This is a genomic window from Sinorhizobium numidicum (assembly GCF_029892045.1).
In the GTDB taxonomy this organism is placed as follows: domain Bacteria; phylum Pseudomonadota; class Alphaproteobacteria; order Rhizobiales; family Rhizobiaceae; genus Sinorhizobium; species Sinorhizobium numidicum.
This window is the reverse complement of record NZ_CP120368.1, coordinates 3,702,763-3,716,997: the sequence shown is the minus strand read 5'-3', so window position 1 is coordinate 3,716,997 and position 14,235 is coordinate 3,702,763. Positions and strand designations below refer to the sequence as shown.

The 14,235-nt window shown below is 61.9% G+C and carries 9 protein-coding genes; 4 read left to right on the top strand and 5 right to left on the bottom strand.

What is annotated here, in order from left to right; genetic code table 11:
- Window positions 1-245 precede the first annotated feature (245 nt).
- Complete coding sequence (locus PYH37_RS28950) at window positions 246-5,033, bottom strand: NAD-glutamate dehydrogenase (RefSeq protein WP_280734933.1); 4,788 nt, start codon at window positions 5,031-5,033, stop codon at window positions 246-248.
- A 285-nt stretch (window positions 5,034-5,318) separates the two neighbouring features.
- On the opposite strand from PYH37_RS28950, the gene pdxY reads away from it, so the two are divergent.
- Complete coding sequence (gene pdxY / locus PYH37_RS28945) at window positions 5,319-6,200, top strand: pyridoxal kinase PdxY (RefSeq protein WP_280734932.1); 882 nt, start codon at window positions 5,319-5,321, stop codon at window positions 6,198-6,200.
- 49 nt (window positions 6,201-6,249) lie between these two features.
- A complete protein-coding gene (locus tag PYH37_RS28940; RefSeq protein ID WP_280734931.1) occupies window positions 6,250-6,897 on the top strand; it encodes a carbonic anhydrase in 648 nt (215 codons plus the stop codon).
- A 65-nt stretch (window positions 6,898-6,962) separates the two neighbouring features.
- Here PYH37_RS28940 and PYH37_RS28935 read toward each other — a convergent pair whose 3' ends face one another.
- Both PYH37_RS28935 and PYH37_RS28930 read right to left on the bottom strand, forming a co-directional pair.
- Complete coding sequence (locus tag PYH37_RS28935; protein ID WP_280736005.1) at window positions 6,963-7,784, bottom strand: lytic murein transglycosylase; 822 nt, start codon at window positions 7,782-7,784, stop codon at window positions 6,963-6,965.
- Window positions 7,785-7,960: 176 nt separating this feature from the next.
- Window positions 7,961-8,995, bottom strand: coding sequence for an aspartate-semialdehyde dehydrogenase (locus tag PYH37_RS28930; RefSeq protein WP_280734930.1), 1,035 nt, complete (start codon window positions 8,993-8,995; stop codon window positions 7,961-7,963).
- Between the two features lie 476 nt (window positions 8,996-9,471).
- Here PYH37_RS28930 and PYH37_RS28925 point away from each other — a divergent pair, with 476 nt between their 5' ends.
- Window positions 9,472-11,361 carry an MFS transporter gene (locus tag PYH37_RS28925; RefSeq protein WP_280734929.1) on the top strand — a complete coding sequence of 630 codons (1,890 nt, stop codon included), beginning with the start codon at window positions 9,472-9,474 and terminating at the stop codon, window positions 11,359-11,361.
- Window positions 11,362-11,416: 55 nt separating this feature from the next.
- On the opposite strand, the gene PYH37_RS28920 is transcribed toward PYH37_RS28925, so the two are convergent.
- Window positions 11,417-12,115, bottom strand: coding sequence for a phosphatase PAP2 family protein (locus PYH37_RS28920; RefSeq protein ID WP_280734928.1), 699 nt, complete (start codon window positions 12,113-12,115; stop codon window positions 11,417-11,419).
- A gap of 154 nt (window positions 12,116-12,269) precedes the next feature.
- Window positions 12,270-13,382 carry a 3-isopropylmalate dehydrogenase gene (gene leuB / locus PYH37_RS28915; RefSeq protein ID WP_280734927.1) on the bottom strand — a complete coding sequence of 371 codons (1,113 nt, stop codon included), beginning with the start codon at window positions 13,380-13,382 and terminating at the stop codon, window positions 12,270-12,272.
- Between the two features lie 176 nt (window positions 13,383-13,558).
- Here leuB and PYH37_RS28910 point away from each other — a divergent pair, with 176 nt between their 5' ends.
- Window positions 13,559-14,200 (top strand): LysE family translocator, encoded by a 642-nt coding sequence (locus PYH37_RS28910; protein ID WP_280734926.1) that lies wholly within the window; start codon window positions 13,559-13,561, stop codon window positions 14,198-14,200.
- Window positions 14,201-14,235 lie beyond the last annotated feature (35 nt).

Below are 14,235 nucleotides of genomic sequence, written 5' to 3'. Positions count from 1 at the left end.
TGTGATGTCCAAGCTGCCCTCCCGGGGCGCCGACTCTCGCAAGACACGGGAGCCGGCAACGCATTGAAATCGCGCTTGAACCGGAAACCGCCCTCCGGGTCGGCGCTGCAGCGCCGCGCGTCTGATCAGACCCGCAGCGCTGCAGCGCCCGCGTCTGATCAGACCCGCAAAGGTCGCTATAACATTTCGAGTTGCCGCATGCTCCCGGATTTAAGGAATCAGGCAGTAACCCGGAGGGAACTGTGTCATCTCGCCCTGCCGCGTGCAAGGTCGCTGAGAAGGCCGGCCGCAACCGTGATCTTGGCGAGCGTCGTCTCGCCTTTTTCGGTCAGGAGCTTCAGCTGATCGCCGACCAGCATCACCCGCTCGCGATCCTGATCCTGCCAAGCGAGAGCGGGGTTGCGCTCGCCCTTCTGTTCGACGAGAGCGGCGATGGTGATGTCGCGGCGGGCGGTGGCAATGTCGGCGACGGCCCGCGACAGAGCCATGGCCTCGAACTGTTCGGTGGCTGGAACGCGGTCGGCGGCCGCCAGCAGACGATTAACCCGCAGGTTTTCCGTGACAGTGAAATATCCCTGCGCCGTGCGGTTCAGGGATTCGCCAGTGACGGTGGCAATCTGCATGATCTCGGGTACGAGCGTCATCAGCGACAGTTCGGCGATCTCTTCGGCAAGCTTCGCTGGCACGCCGCTTTCGATGAAAGCGGCCGTCTTCAGGCGTGCCTCCTCGGCGCTCTCGCCGGAAATCGCCGCGCGCATCGTCGCGCGCAACTTCTGCAGCCCGTCGCGCAACCGCGCCACGGCATCGGAAACGGGTCCTTGCGAGGCACGGGTACGCAGCGCCCTTTCGGTGACGAGCGCGAAGATGCGGCTGACCTCCTGATAGAGCGCATTTTGGATCATGCCGCTGATCCTGTTGTCGAGCGCGTCGATCTCGCCGTAGATCCGCGGCAGATCGAAGCCGTCGAGCGCAAGAACGGCGGCCTTGACGACATCGCTTGAGAGAAAGCCGGTCGCATCCGTGAGCGTGGAAACGAACGCGGGGCCGCCGCGATTGATCGTCTCATTGGCGAGTACCGTCGCGATGATCTCGCGGCGCAGCCGATGCCCGTGGATGTCGCCGGCATAGGCCTTGCGCATCTTCGCAGGGAAATAGCGCTCGAGCGTCGCCGTGAAATAGGGATCGTCCGGAAGGTCGCTCAGGATCAGCTCATCGAACAGCACCAGCTTGGCATAGGAGAGCAGCACACCGATCTCGGGCCGCGTCAACGGCTTGCCCGTCTGGTAGCGCTCGCTCATCGCCTGATCCGTTGGCAGGGTCTCCACCTTGCGATTGAGGTGGCCGTCGGCCTCGAGCCGCGCCATGAGCCGCGCCAGTGAGGTCCGATTCGCAAGGCCCTGCATTTCCGTGAGCGAGATTGCCAGCGATTGCTGATAGTTGTTGCGCAGGACCAGATGCCCCACTTCGTCGGTCATCGAAGCCAGAAGCGTGTTGCGCTTCGGTCTCGTCAGCCGCCCGTCCCGCATGGCTGAAGCGAGTGCAATCTTGATGTTGACCTCGACGTCGGAGGAATTGACGCCGGCCGAATTGTCGATCGCATCGGAATTGCAACGTCCGCCGTTGAGCGAGAAGCCCACGCGCCCCTTCTGGGTCACGCCGAGATTCGCGCCCTCGCCGATGACGCGGGCGCGCACCTCGTCGGCGGTCACGCGGATTGCGTCATTGGCACGGTCACCCACCTCGGCGTCGGATTCGTTGCTGCCGCGCACATAGGTGCCGATCCCGCCGAACCACAGGAGGTCGACCGGGCTCTTGAGGATGGCGCTGATGATCTCGAACGGAGTTGCCTTCTGCTTGTCGATGCCGATGACGGCCATCGCCTCCGGCGTCAGCGTCACCAGCTTCTCGGAGCGCGAAATGATCATCGCTCCGGACGAGAGCGCCTTGCGGTCATAGTCCTGCCAGCTCGACCGCGGCAGCGCGAACATGCGCTTGCGTTCGGCAAAGGAGAGATCGGTATCCGGATTCGGATCGATGAAGATGTCGCGGTGGTCGAAGGCGGCGATGAGGCGGATCTTCTGCGAAAGCAGCATGCCGTTGCCGAAGACGTCGCCCGACATGTCGCCGACGCCGGCGACGGTGAAGGGAGTCGTCTGGATGTCGATATCCATTTCGCGGAAGTGCCGCTTGACGGCCTCCCAGGCGCCGCGGGCGGTGATGCCCATCTTCTTGTGGTCGTAACCGGCCGAACCGCCGGAGGCGAAGGCGTCATCCAGCCAGAAGCCTGCTTCTTGGGCGAGCGCGTTCGCCGTGTCCGAGAAGGTTGCGGTTCCCTTGTCGGCGGCGACGACGAAATACGGGTCGTCGCCATCGAGCCGCAGCGTGTCCTCAGGCGGCACGACCTCCTGGCCGACAATGTTGTCGGTCACCGACAGGAGGGTTCGGATATAGGTCTTGTAAGCCTCGGTCCCGGCCTTGAATATCTCGTCGCGGCTGCCACCGATGGGGAGTTGCTTCGGATAGAAGCCGCCCTTGGCGCCGACCGGTACGATAACCGCATTCTTGACCTGCTGAGCCTTGACGAGGCCCAGAACTTCGGTGCGGTAGTCCTGCGCCCGATCGGACCAGCGAAGTCCGCCGCGTGCCACCTTGCCGAAGCGTAAGTGCACGCCTTCCACTTCGGTGCCGTAGACGAAGATCTCGCGGAACGGCCGAGGCTCGGGCAGGCCTTCGAGCTGCTTCGGATCCAGCTTGAAAGCGAGGACCGCGCGCGGTTTACCCTCCGCATCCTTCTGGAAATAGTTGGTTCTGAGCGTCGACTGGATCACATTGACATAGCGGCGGAGAATTCTGTCCTCGTCGAGGCTCGGCACGGCCGCCAACGCCTCCTCGATATCAGCGAGCAGCGCGCTGTTTTTCCGCGCGCGCGCCTTCGCCTCGAGCTTCGGGTCCATGCGCGTTGCGAACAGCCGGAAGATATCGGCGGCGATCGACGGATATTTGTTCAGCGTATCGGCAATATAGCCTTGGGAATAGGTGATGCCGGCCTGACGAAGATAACGCGCATAGGCGCGTAGCGCCGTCACTTCCCGGGCGTTAAGCCCCGCGAGCAGAATCAGCCGATTGAAGTTGTCGTCCTCGGTCGTGCCGTTCCAGGCGGCGAGGAACGCCTCCTCGAGCGCCGGTCCCGTCTTGCCGAGGTTGACCGCGTGGCCATCGCGATGGATGAGCTCCATGTCGTGCAATACGACCTCACACTGCCCCTCTCCTGGCGTGCGGACGCCAATGTCGTAGGTCTGCTCGCTGATGACGCGGAAACCGAGATTTTCAAGCAGCGGCACGCGGCGAGACAGCGACACCGGATCATTTGCATGGAAGATCTTCAGCTCCAGCGTGTCCGGCCTCTGCCGATGGCGGTGGTAGAAGGAGATGCGGATGGGGTCCTCGGCCCTGCAAGCGGCGATATCCCCGAGATCGGCATAAGCTTCCGCCGGCGTGAAGGCCGCCTGATAGGCCTCGCCAACCGAGAGTTCGATACCGTCCTTGCGCGCAAGCAGATTGAACCGGTCTATCCACCGCGTGACGACAGTGCGAACCGCCTCCTCGAGCTTGGCTTGCGGAATGCGCGGCGTCTTGCCGCCCGAGCGGCCGATGATGAAATGAACGCGCGCCAGCCCGCCCTCCGGAAAGGCGGGATAGTAGGCGGACACGCGGCCGTCATAGACCGTCTTCAGATACTCGCCGATCTTCTCGCGGACATCCGAGTCGTATTGCTCGCGCGGCGCGAAGACGATCACGGACACGAAGCGATCGAAATGGTCGATGCGGGGCAGGACGCGAACACGCGGCCGGTCGCCGAGTTCGTTGATCTGTTCGCAGAAAGCCGCCAGCAGGCCGACATCGATCTGGAAGAGATCGTCGCGCGGATAGGATTCGAGCGTGTTGGCCAGCATCTTGCCCGAGTGGCTCTGCGGATCATAGCCGAAGTGGTCGATGATCTTCTCGATCTTGTGCCTGAGCAGGGGGATTTCGGCCGCCTGCCGAGTGTAGGCCGAGGAGGTGAACAGGCCGACGATGCGCAGTTCGCCAATGACGTTGCCGGAAGCGTCGAAGCGCTTCACGCCGATATAATCCATGTGAGCGCGGCGATGGACGACGGATTTCACATTGGCCTTGGTGACGATCAGGAATTCCGGGCCTTCGAGAAAGGCCAGGATCTCCGGCGTCGTCAGCACCGCATCCTTGCCCTGGCGCAGCACGCGGACGTCAGGATCGGAAAGAAGACCGAGGCCCCTACCCTTGCCGCGCTCCACCGTCGCCTTCTCGCCCTTGCCGGAATAGGTGTATTCGCGCATTCCAAGGAAGATGAAATTGTTGTCCTTTAGCCAGCGAAGGAAAGCCAGGGCTTCGTCACGATCGCTTTTCTTACGCGAGGCATTGTAATTCTCCAGCTCGCGCATGGCCTGCTCGAGCAGTACCGTCATGGCCGGCCAATCGTGGACCGCCTGATAGACCTGTTCGAGGACGCCGGCGATGCGCTTGCTCAAAGAGCGCGCCTCGAGCTCCGTGAGCTTATTCAAATGAATCTGGATGTGACTCACGCGGTGCGCAGGATCGCTTTCTTCATCCGGATCGAGCAGCTTCACCGGCTCACCCGGCTCCATGACCAGGATCGGATGGATCGCGAGATAGATGTCACGATGGGTACTCGTCACCTCCCCCATGATCGAATCATAGAGGAACGGCATGTTGCGCTCGGTGATCGCGATAGTCGAGACTTCGGTGCCGCCCGGCGCAACCCCCGGTACCGTTTCGACCGAAACTCGAGGCTTGCCGCCGTCCCAGAGGGCCAATTCCCGCCGCGCATGGGCGGCAGTCAACGCCAGCATATCGGCCGAGTAAAGGTCGAGATCGTCGTTGCTGGCGCCGCCGAAGAGGATCTCCGGCGCCAAAGCGTCGGCGCCGATCTTGGTCGCTGCCGCTCGGGCCGCGTCGATATGCCTATCCCGCTTCGGATTGTATTTCACGCCCATGAAGTCACTCCCCATCCAAGATAGGACGGAGCCTATCAGAACCATGGCCAATGGCGATCGTTTTTATCCTCGATTTCGGCTAAATCGAGCCGAATTTTGGAGAAATTCACGCGATTTCGGCTTAAATCCATTTAAATCGAAGGTGATTTTGCGAAAATTGCTCCAAAAACGGCGAAAACGAACGAAAACGCCTGAGCTCTGTTCAGAGCCTGCTCCGGACGTGCGCTGTTGACATGGCGACGGCAGTCGGGCGATCACATTCGTCTCGAAGGAATGGGATCGCCGATGTCCGAAACGCCCGCCGCGCCCGCCGCCGTCATTGTCATTTCCAGCCATGTGGTTCGCGGCGCCGTGGGCAACCGTGCCGCAGTATTTGCATTGGAAACGCTCGGGCACCGGGTCTGGGCCCTGCCGACGGTGATCCTCCCTTGGCATCCGGGACATGGCCGGTCGACGCGCGTGACGATGCCGGACGCGGACTTTCAGTCGGTCATCGATGATCTCGCCGGGGCGCGGTGGACCGGCGAGGTGGGGGCTGTCCTCTCCGGCTATCTCGGTTCGTCGGATCAGGCCGAGGGCGTCGCCAGACTGGTGACGACCCTGCGCGAACGCACTCCTGACCTTTTCTATGCCTGCGATCCGGTCATCGGCGACGCGAACGGTCTTTATGTGCCGGCCGAAACCGCCGTCGCCATTCGCGACCGGCTGCTGCCTCTGGCAACACTTGCAACGCCCAACCGTTTTGAACTGTCCTGGCTTGCGGGCGCCGAGCTAGAAACGAACGCTGCTATTCTCGACGCAGCGCTCGCTCTCGGGCCTTCTCGCATGCTGGTCACGTCGGCAATCCCGATGATGAGCGGCGGCACCGGCAATCTCTATCTGTCGGGCCGCCATGCGCTGCTCGCCGAACATCGGATGATCGAGAATCCGCCAAACGGCACGGGGGACCTGCTCTCGGCCGTGTTTCTGGCGCGGCTGCTGCAGGGACTGGCGGAAGAGCGGGCACTGCAGATGGCGACCGCCAGCGTCTTCGAAATCATCGCGCGCACCGCTCGGCGTGGCGCCGACGAGCTAACGCTTGAGCAGGACGCTGCGAGCCTCGCAACGCCGATGGCTATGGTGCAGATGCGCCGCCTCATGCATCCGAGCCAAGCCCGGCGGAAATAAAAGAAACTGCTGATAATGGATTGATCAGACGATCGGGGCAGGGTAACCGATGGACATGCAGCGCTTTCCGGAACATCTTCTGAGCGGCTACCGCAATTTCATGAGCGGTCGCTTTAACGAACAGCAGCAACGCTACAGGACGCTCGCCGAGAGCGGCCAAAAGCCGAAGACTATGGTCATCGCCTGCTGCGACTCGCGAGCCGCGCCCGAGACGATTTTCGACAGCGGTCCGGGCGAACTCTTCGTCGTCCGCAACGTCGCCAATCTTATGCCCCCCTATGAGCCCGACGGGCATTATCATTCGACTTCGGCGGCGCTGGAATTCGCGGTCCAGTCTCTGCGCGTCAGCGACATCGTCGTGATGGGCCACGGCCGTTGCGGCGGCATCAAGGCAGCGCTCGACACGGACGCGGAACCTCTCTCGCCCGGCGATTTCATCGGCCGCTGGATGAACCTGTTGAAACCGGCGGCGGAGCAGATTCAGAGCAACGGCTTCATGACCGAGGGGGAACGCCAGCGAGCACTCGAGCGCGTGTCGATCCGAAACTCGCTCGCCAACCTCAGGACTTTCCCCTGCGTGCAGATCCTCGAGGCGAAGGGAAAGCTGCAGCTGCACGGGGCCTGGTTCGATATTTCGACCGGCGAGCTTTGGGTGATGGACGCCAAGACCGGCGATTTTGCCCGGCCCGGCATGTAATCGCAAGGAAAAGGCCCGATTCTTTCGAACCGGGCCCTTCATTCATTCCGTTCTAATCAGCCTTGTCAGTTGCCGTCGATTTCGGCGCCGATGATGGCGATCGCCTGTTGATACACGCTGGCGGCGTTCCATCCTTGGATCGCTGCGTAGTTCGCTTCACCCGGCTGATAGCCGGCACCCGGCTGCCAGCCGTGGCCGCGCAGGAAGTTCGCCGTCGAAGCAAGCGCGTCTGCCTTAGAGCGGACCATGTCGATGTGGCCGTTGCCGTCACCGTCGACGCCGTATTTCAAAACGTTTACCGGCAGAAACTGCGTCTGGCCGATTTCGCCATGGGCGGCGCCGCGGGCGGCGGGGCTCAGGTCCCCGCGCTCCACGAGCTGGAGAGCGGCATAGAGCTGGTTGGTGAAATAGTCGGAGCGGCGGCAGTCATAGGCAAGGGTCGAAACCGCAGAGAGTGTGTGTTCCTTGCCCATGAAGGAGCCAAAACCGGTCTCCATGCCCCAGATCGCGATCAGCGGACCGGCGGGGACACCAAAGCGCTGTTCGATGCTTGCGAAAAGCTCGACGTTCTGGGCTCGCATCTTCCTGCCGCGCGAGATGATCGCCTGGCCACCGCGCTTCTTCATGAACTGATCGAGCGAGAGCTTAAAGCTCTTCTGGCCGCGATCGGCACGGATCGTCGCCCTGCTGTAGGAGACATTCGCGAGTACCTGGTCGAGCACCGAGGGGCTGATGCCGTTGCCCGCCGCCTCCCGTTTGAACTCGCTTACCCAGGCCTGAAAGCCGCTGCTGTCATTGCCGCATTGCGCCGCGGCGGCACTCACGGGAAGAGTTGCCGTTGAAATGAGGACCGCAAGCCCAACTGCTGCGCACTTCACCATATGCATGAAATACCCCGTCATTGCCCGAATCGTGTTGCCTTCAAAAATGCCGGCCTTCGCCGACCTCATTCTTACTTGCGGCGTCGTGGTTTCACGTGAATCCGTCATCCGCCGAATTCAATAGGAAACCTCGCTCGGCGCTGGAGGTCCGAGCGGGGCTTCCGTCTCAATCTCTGTGCCTGTCAGGCGGCCTGCCTCCGCGGCTTGACCAGACCGCGATTAACGAGCAGCTCAGCGATCTGGATGGCGTTGAGGGCAGCGCCCTTGCGCAGGTTGTCGGAAACGACCCACATATTGAGGCCGTTCTCGACCGTTGCGTCCTCGCGGATGCGTGAGATATAGGTCGCATCTTCGCCGGCGCACTCATAAGGAGTCACGTATCCGCCGTTCTCGTGCTTGTCGACAACAAGGCAACCCGGAGCTTCGCGCAGGATCTCGCGCGCCTCTTCAGCGCTGATCTCGTTCTCGAATTCGATATTGACCGATTCCGAATGACCGATGAACACCGGCACGCGCACGGCCGTGCAGGTTACCTTGATCTTCGGATCGAGCATCTTCTTGGTCTCAGCCAGAACTTTCCACTCTTCCTTGGTGTAACCGTCCTCCATGAAGACGTCGATGTGCGGGATGACGTTGAAGGCAATGCGCTTGGTGAACTTCTTGCTCTCGATCGGATCGGCAACGAAGACCGCACGCGTCTGGTTAAAGAGTTCATCCATGCCGTCTTTGCCGGCACCCGAAACGGACTGATAGGTGGAAACGACGACGCGCTTGATCTTGGCGTGGTCGTGCAGCGGCTTCAGCGCGACGACGAGCTGCGCCGTCGAGCAATTCGGATTGGCGATGATGTTCTTCTTGGAAAAGAGGGAAATCGCGTCCGGGTTCACTTCCGGCACGATCAGCGGCACGTCGGCGTCGTAACGCCAGGCGGACGAGTTATCGATGACGACGCACCCCTGTTGGCCGATCTTTGGCGAGTATTTCTGCGAAACCGCGCCGCCGGCGGACATCAGGCAAATGTCGGTATCGGAGAAATCATAGGTTTCGAGGTTCGAGACCCTCAACGTCTTGTCGCCGTAGGAGACTTCGGTGCCGACGGAGCGGGAGGAGGCGAGCGCAATTACCTCGTCTGCGGGAAATCCGCGTTCCGAGAGGATATTCAGCATCTCCCGGCCGACATTGCCGGTAGCGCCTGCGACTGCAATCTTGAAACCCATTATCTAAGCTCTCTTTCTGTCTCTCCTCGTCTGGTGGAGGGGGAAACCGCGCGGACTGCCGCGAGGGTTCCTGTCCCCGGCCTTACCGGGGAGAGAGCGGCGGGCCAGAGACGTCAGACGGTTTTCGTCGTCGTTTTGGCCGTTGTTTTGCTAGCGAGCGAGAAATGGCAAACCTGCCCGGCGGCATGGGCCGGCAAGATCGGCGCAGCGATGGACGCGCGGTTCGGTCGCATGGCGGTTTCCTCGTTCGCCGCTGCTCATACCGGCTTTTCGTGAAGAGTCAAGCCGCCGTCGGCATTCGGAGTGTCACGATCGCGGCATTAGACGAAAGTCATAAGTCCAAAGCATCCCTGCCCGGTGCGCCGCTTTTCTGACATCTTGTTACGAGGCGCACCACGCCCGAACACTCAGGGAGGAGCTTCGGGCCGGGGAATGGGCGCTCCAATATGCTGATTTTGGAGTGGAGGATCATCAAAATGGCAAACGTCGCGACAGCGGAAGGCTCAAAAGCCCGCCCGATGACCGGCGAGGAAAAGAAGGTTATCTTCGCCTCGTCGCTTGGTACCGTCTTCGAATGGTACGATTTCTATCTTTATGGCTCGCTCGCGGTCTATATCGGCGCCGCCTTCTTCAGCCAGTATCCGGAGACGACGCGCAACATCTTCGCGCTGCTCGCCTTTGCCGCTGGCTTCCTGGTGCGGCCCTTCGGCGCGTTGGTTTTCGGTCGCCTCGGCGATCTCGTCGGTCGCAAATATACGTTCCTCGTCACCATCCTGATCATGGGTTTTTCGACCTTCCTCGTCGGCATCCTGCCGGGCTCCGGCTCCATCGGCATTGCCGCGCCGATCATCCTGGTCGGCCTGCGCCTGCTGCAGGGTCTCGCTCTTGGCGGTGAATATGGCGGTGCTGCAACCTATGTTGCGGAACACGCACCGCATGGACGCCGCGGTTACTTCACCTCCTGGATCCAGACGACCGCGACGCTTGGCCTGTTCCTCTCGCTGGTGGTGATCCTGCTTGTTCAGTTCATGCTCGGCAAGGACGCATTCGCTGCCTGGGGCTGGCGCATCCCGTTCCTGCTCTCCTTCATCCTTCTCGGCGTTTCCGTCTGGATTCGTCTGAAGATGAACGAGTCGCCCGCCTTCAAGCGGATGAAGGAAGAGGGCAAGGGTTCGAAGGCGCCGCTGACGGAAGCCTTCGGCCAGTGGAGAAACGCGAAGATCGCGTTGCTCGCGCTCTTCGGCGCCGTCGTCGGCCAGGCGGTCGTCTGGTACTCCGGCCAGTTCTATGCGCTGTTCTTCCTGCAGAGCATTCTTAAGGTCGACGGCCAGTCGGCGAACCTGATGGTTGCCGCTTCGCTCTTGATCGGCACAGGCTTCTTCGTCTTCTTCGGCTGGCTTTCGGACAAGATCGGCCGTAAGCCGATCATCATGGCGGGTCTGCTGCTTGCCATGCTGACGTACTTCCCGCTGTTCAAGACGCTGACCTGGGCCGGCAATCCGGCACTTGCCGAAGCGCAGCAGAGTGTCCGCGCGACGGTTACCGCCGCTCCCGGCGACTGCAAGTTCCAGTTCAACCCCACCGGCACCGCGAAGTTCACCACCTCGTGCGATATTGCGACCGCCTTCCTAACCCGCAACTCGGTTCCTTACGACGTGGTAACGACGGCTCCTGCGGGGACACCGGCGACCGTGAAAATCAGTGAAACGACGATCACCAGCTATGATGCTGTCGCTGCGGGCGACGCCGCCAAGGCACAGGACGCTGCCTTCCAGAAGCAGGTCAACATGGCGCTTCAGGCCTCCGGCTATCCGCTGGTGCGCGCTGCTGCCAAGGTGCCGGAATCGAAGCTCGACACTTTCGTCGCAGCCAATCCGGAATTGGGGCTCGACGCGGCTGCCGTCCGCACCGGCGAAAAAACCGTGGTGCCGGCCGACAAGCTGATCGCCGACAAGCTCCTGACCAAAGAGGAACTTGGCGGCGCAACCGAAATGGGGGTCTACACGATCGACAAGGCCGGCGCCTTCACCATGGTGGCCGATCCTGCCCGCGTGAATTGGACGGTGATCATCGCGGTGCTGACGGTTCTCGTCATCTATGTGACGATGGTCTACGGCCCAATCGCCGCCCTGCTGGTCGAGCTTTTCCCGACCCGTATTCGTTACACCGGCATGTCGCTGCCCTACCATATCGGTAACGGCTGGTTCGGCGGCCTGCTTCCGGCGACCGCCTTCGCGATGAGTGCCGCTCAGGGCGATATCTACTACGGCCTGTGGTACCCGATCGTCTTCGCGGGCATCACGCTGGTCATCGGCATGCTCTTCCTGCCGGAAACCAAGGACCGCGATATCCACACGATGGACTAAGCGGACCGGTCGAAGAAGCTCTCCTGACTCCGGCGCGGTCTTCCGCGCCGGCTTTTTATTTGCCCCTCGGCAGGCGACCTGCATTCTTTGGTGTCGGCCAGCCGCCTGCATCGAACCGGAACAGCCAGCCACGGCTGGCGAAGAGAAAGGCGACCATCAGGGCGACCCAGAGGCCGAGGAGCAGGCCCGCCGCGACATCGCTCGGATAATGGGCGCCGACGATCACGCGCGAGACGCCAATCATCAGCGCCAGTAGTAGAAACAACGGCCGGAGCTGCGGCATCAGCATCGCGAAGGCGCCGAAGAATGCCCCGGCGGCCGTCGCATGGCCGGAGGGGAAGCTCTCGAACAATGTGTCGCCGGTAAACGGGGTAAGGCTGTAGGCGCCGTAGTCGGCGACAAGTTCCGGGCGTGCGCGGCCGATGAGGAATTTCAATCCATGCACCAGCGCGCTCGCAGTGCCGATCGTCAGCAGAAAATAGGCTGAAAGATTACGCGCGGTTCGAGCCCGGTTCTGGACCGTGTCGCGGTCGGTCGTTCGCCGGACAATGAAGGTGATCAGCAGCAGGAAGGCAGACGTGTAGATCATCCAGGCAAAGGTGCCCAAATCGGTGATCGTCCGGTTGAAGGCAACGATCTCTTCCGGCAGATCCTGCGCCCACTCCGCCAGTTGCGGGTCGAAGGGAACGAAAGCCAGCACAAGTATGACCGTCGTCAGCACTATCCAGCCGGTGGAGGAAAGCGGTTGGTTCATGTCACTCCTTCCTTTTCCTTTTCACGGGATGTGAAGGCGAACCGGATGAAATCAAGAGGTCCAAACGGAAAACACCTCCGGAGTTTCCGGAGGTGCCCGTTCATCGAAGCTCGTTACGGAGCAGACAGTAAAACCGATCGACCCTGACGGGCGATCAGGCCGAGAGCGCCTTGAACTCGGCGAGGATAGCGTCGCCCATCTCGGCGGTGCCGACCTGGCGGCAACCTTCCGCCATGATGTCGCCCGTGCGGACGCCCTTGTCGAGCACGTTGGCAATCGCCTTCTCCAGATCGTCGGCTTCCTTCACGAGGTTGAAGGAATAGCGCAGGCACATGGCGAAAGAAGCGATCATGGCGATCGGGTTGGCGATGCCCTTGCCGGCAATATCGGGAGCGGAGCCGTGCACCGGCTCGTAGAGCGCCTTGCGCTTGCCGGTCTTGGCGTCGGGAGCGCCGAGCGAAGCGGAAGGCAGCATGCCGAGCGAACCAGTCAGCATCGCCGCGACGTCGGAGAGCATGTCGCCGAAGAGATTGTCCGTGACGATCACGTCGAACTGCTTCGGCTGGCGGACGAGCTGCATGCCGCCGGCATCCGCCAGCATATGCTCGAGCTGGACGTCGGCATATTTCGCCTTGTGCGTTTCCGTCACGACCTGGTTCCAGAGTACGCCCGACTTCATCACATTGCGCTTTTCCATCGAGCAGACGCGGTTGTTGCGGGTGCGCGCCAGTTCGAAGGCAACGCCTGCGATACGCTCGATCTCGTAGGTGTCATAGACCTGTGTATCGATGCCGCGCTTCTGGCCGTTGCCGAGGTCGATGATTTCCTTGGGCTCGCCGAAATAGACGCCGCCCGTCAGTTCGCGCACGATCAGGATATCAAGCCCTTCGACCAGCTCTGGCTTCAGCGAGGAGGCATTGGCGAGCGCCGGATAGCAGATCGCCGGCCGCAGGTTGGCGAAGAGCTCGAGGTCCTTGCGCAGGCGGAGAAGACCCGCTTCCGGCCGCACCTCATAGGGCACCGCATCCCATTTCGGACCGCCCACGGCGCCGAAGAGGACGGCATCGGCGGCAAGCGCCTTCGCCATGTCGTCTTCCGAGATCGCCGCGGCATGGACATCATAGGCCGAACCGCCAACAAGCCCTTCGTCCGTCGCGAAGCCGCCGTCAAGCTCGGCATTCATGTAAGCGATGATTTTGCGGACTTCCGCCATGGCTTCCGGGCCGATGCCGTCGCCGGGCAGAAGGAAGAGATTGCGCACAGTCATGGAAAGTCCTTTTCGCGGGGAAAAACTCGGGCGCGTTCTTAGCGCAACTTCGTGTCGAGGGAAATCGCGCCGGCGAAAGATTTGTTCGTGCCGTCCGATCACGAGCCCTCACCTTTCCCTTGACGGAATCGACAGCTGACGCTCGAATGGCTCGATTGCAATCGGGGATTTCCGAGATGTCCGTGACGCTTCTTGTCGGTGCCTTTCTCGCTGCGCTTTCCTATACGCTCATCCCCGGCCCCGCCTTTCTGGCGCTTCTCGGCATCGGCGCCGGTCAGGGGCGAAAGGCCGGCGCGCTTTTCATGGGCGGCCATCTTGCCGGCGACATCCTCTGGTCGGCGCTCGCGCTCGTCGCCATCGTCGGAGCGCGATCGATCGGCACGGCAATCTTCGACGTTCTCGGCCTTTTCTGCGGCTTCTATCTGGGCTGGATCGGCTGGACCGCGCTCAACGCCCGTCCGAAGGGCGAGAACCGGGCACTCCTGACGGTCGAACGGCCGTTGCGCCGAGGACTGATCTTCGGGCTCACCAATCCCAAAGGCTACCCGGTTGCGCTTGCGACCTTCACGGCGCTCCTCGCCGGTTCGGCCAATGCGCTGGAATTCAATACTCTGCCAATGCTGCTCGCGGTGTCGCTGATCGGTTTTCTCCTGGCCGACGTGATCCTGATCGCCATCATCGGCGCCTCTGTCGTCCGCCGCTTCTATCGCCGCCACGAGCTGGCGATCGTGCGTCTCTCGGGCCTCTTGTTCATCGGCTTCGCCGCGCAGGCGATCTGGCATGCGGCGCCGGGCCTTTTTGGCGTGCGCAGGCCTTGACGGTCCCGCGCTCACCGACCACTTCAACGTCTCCG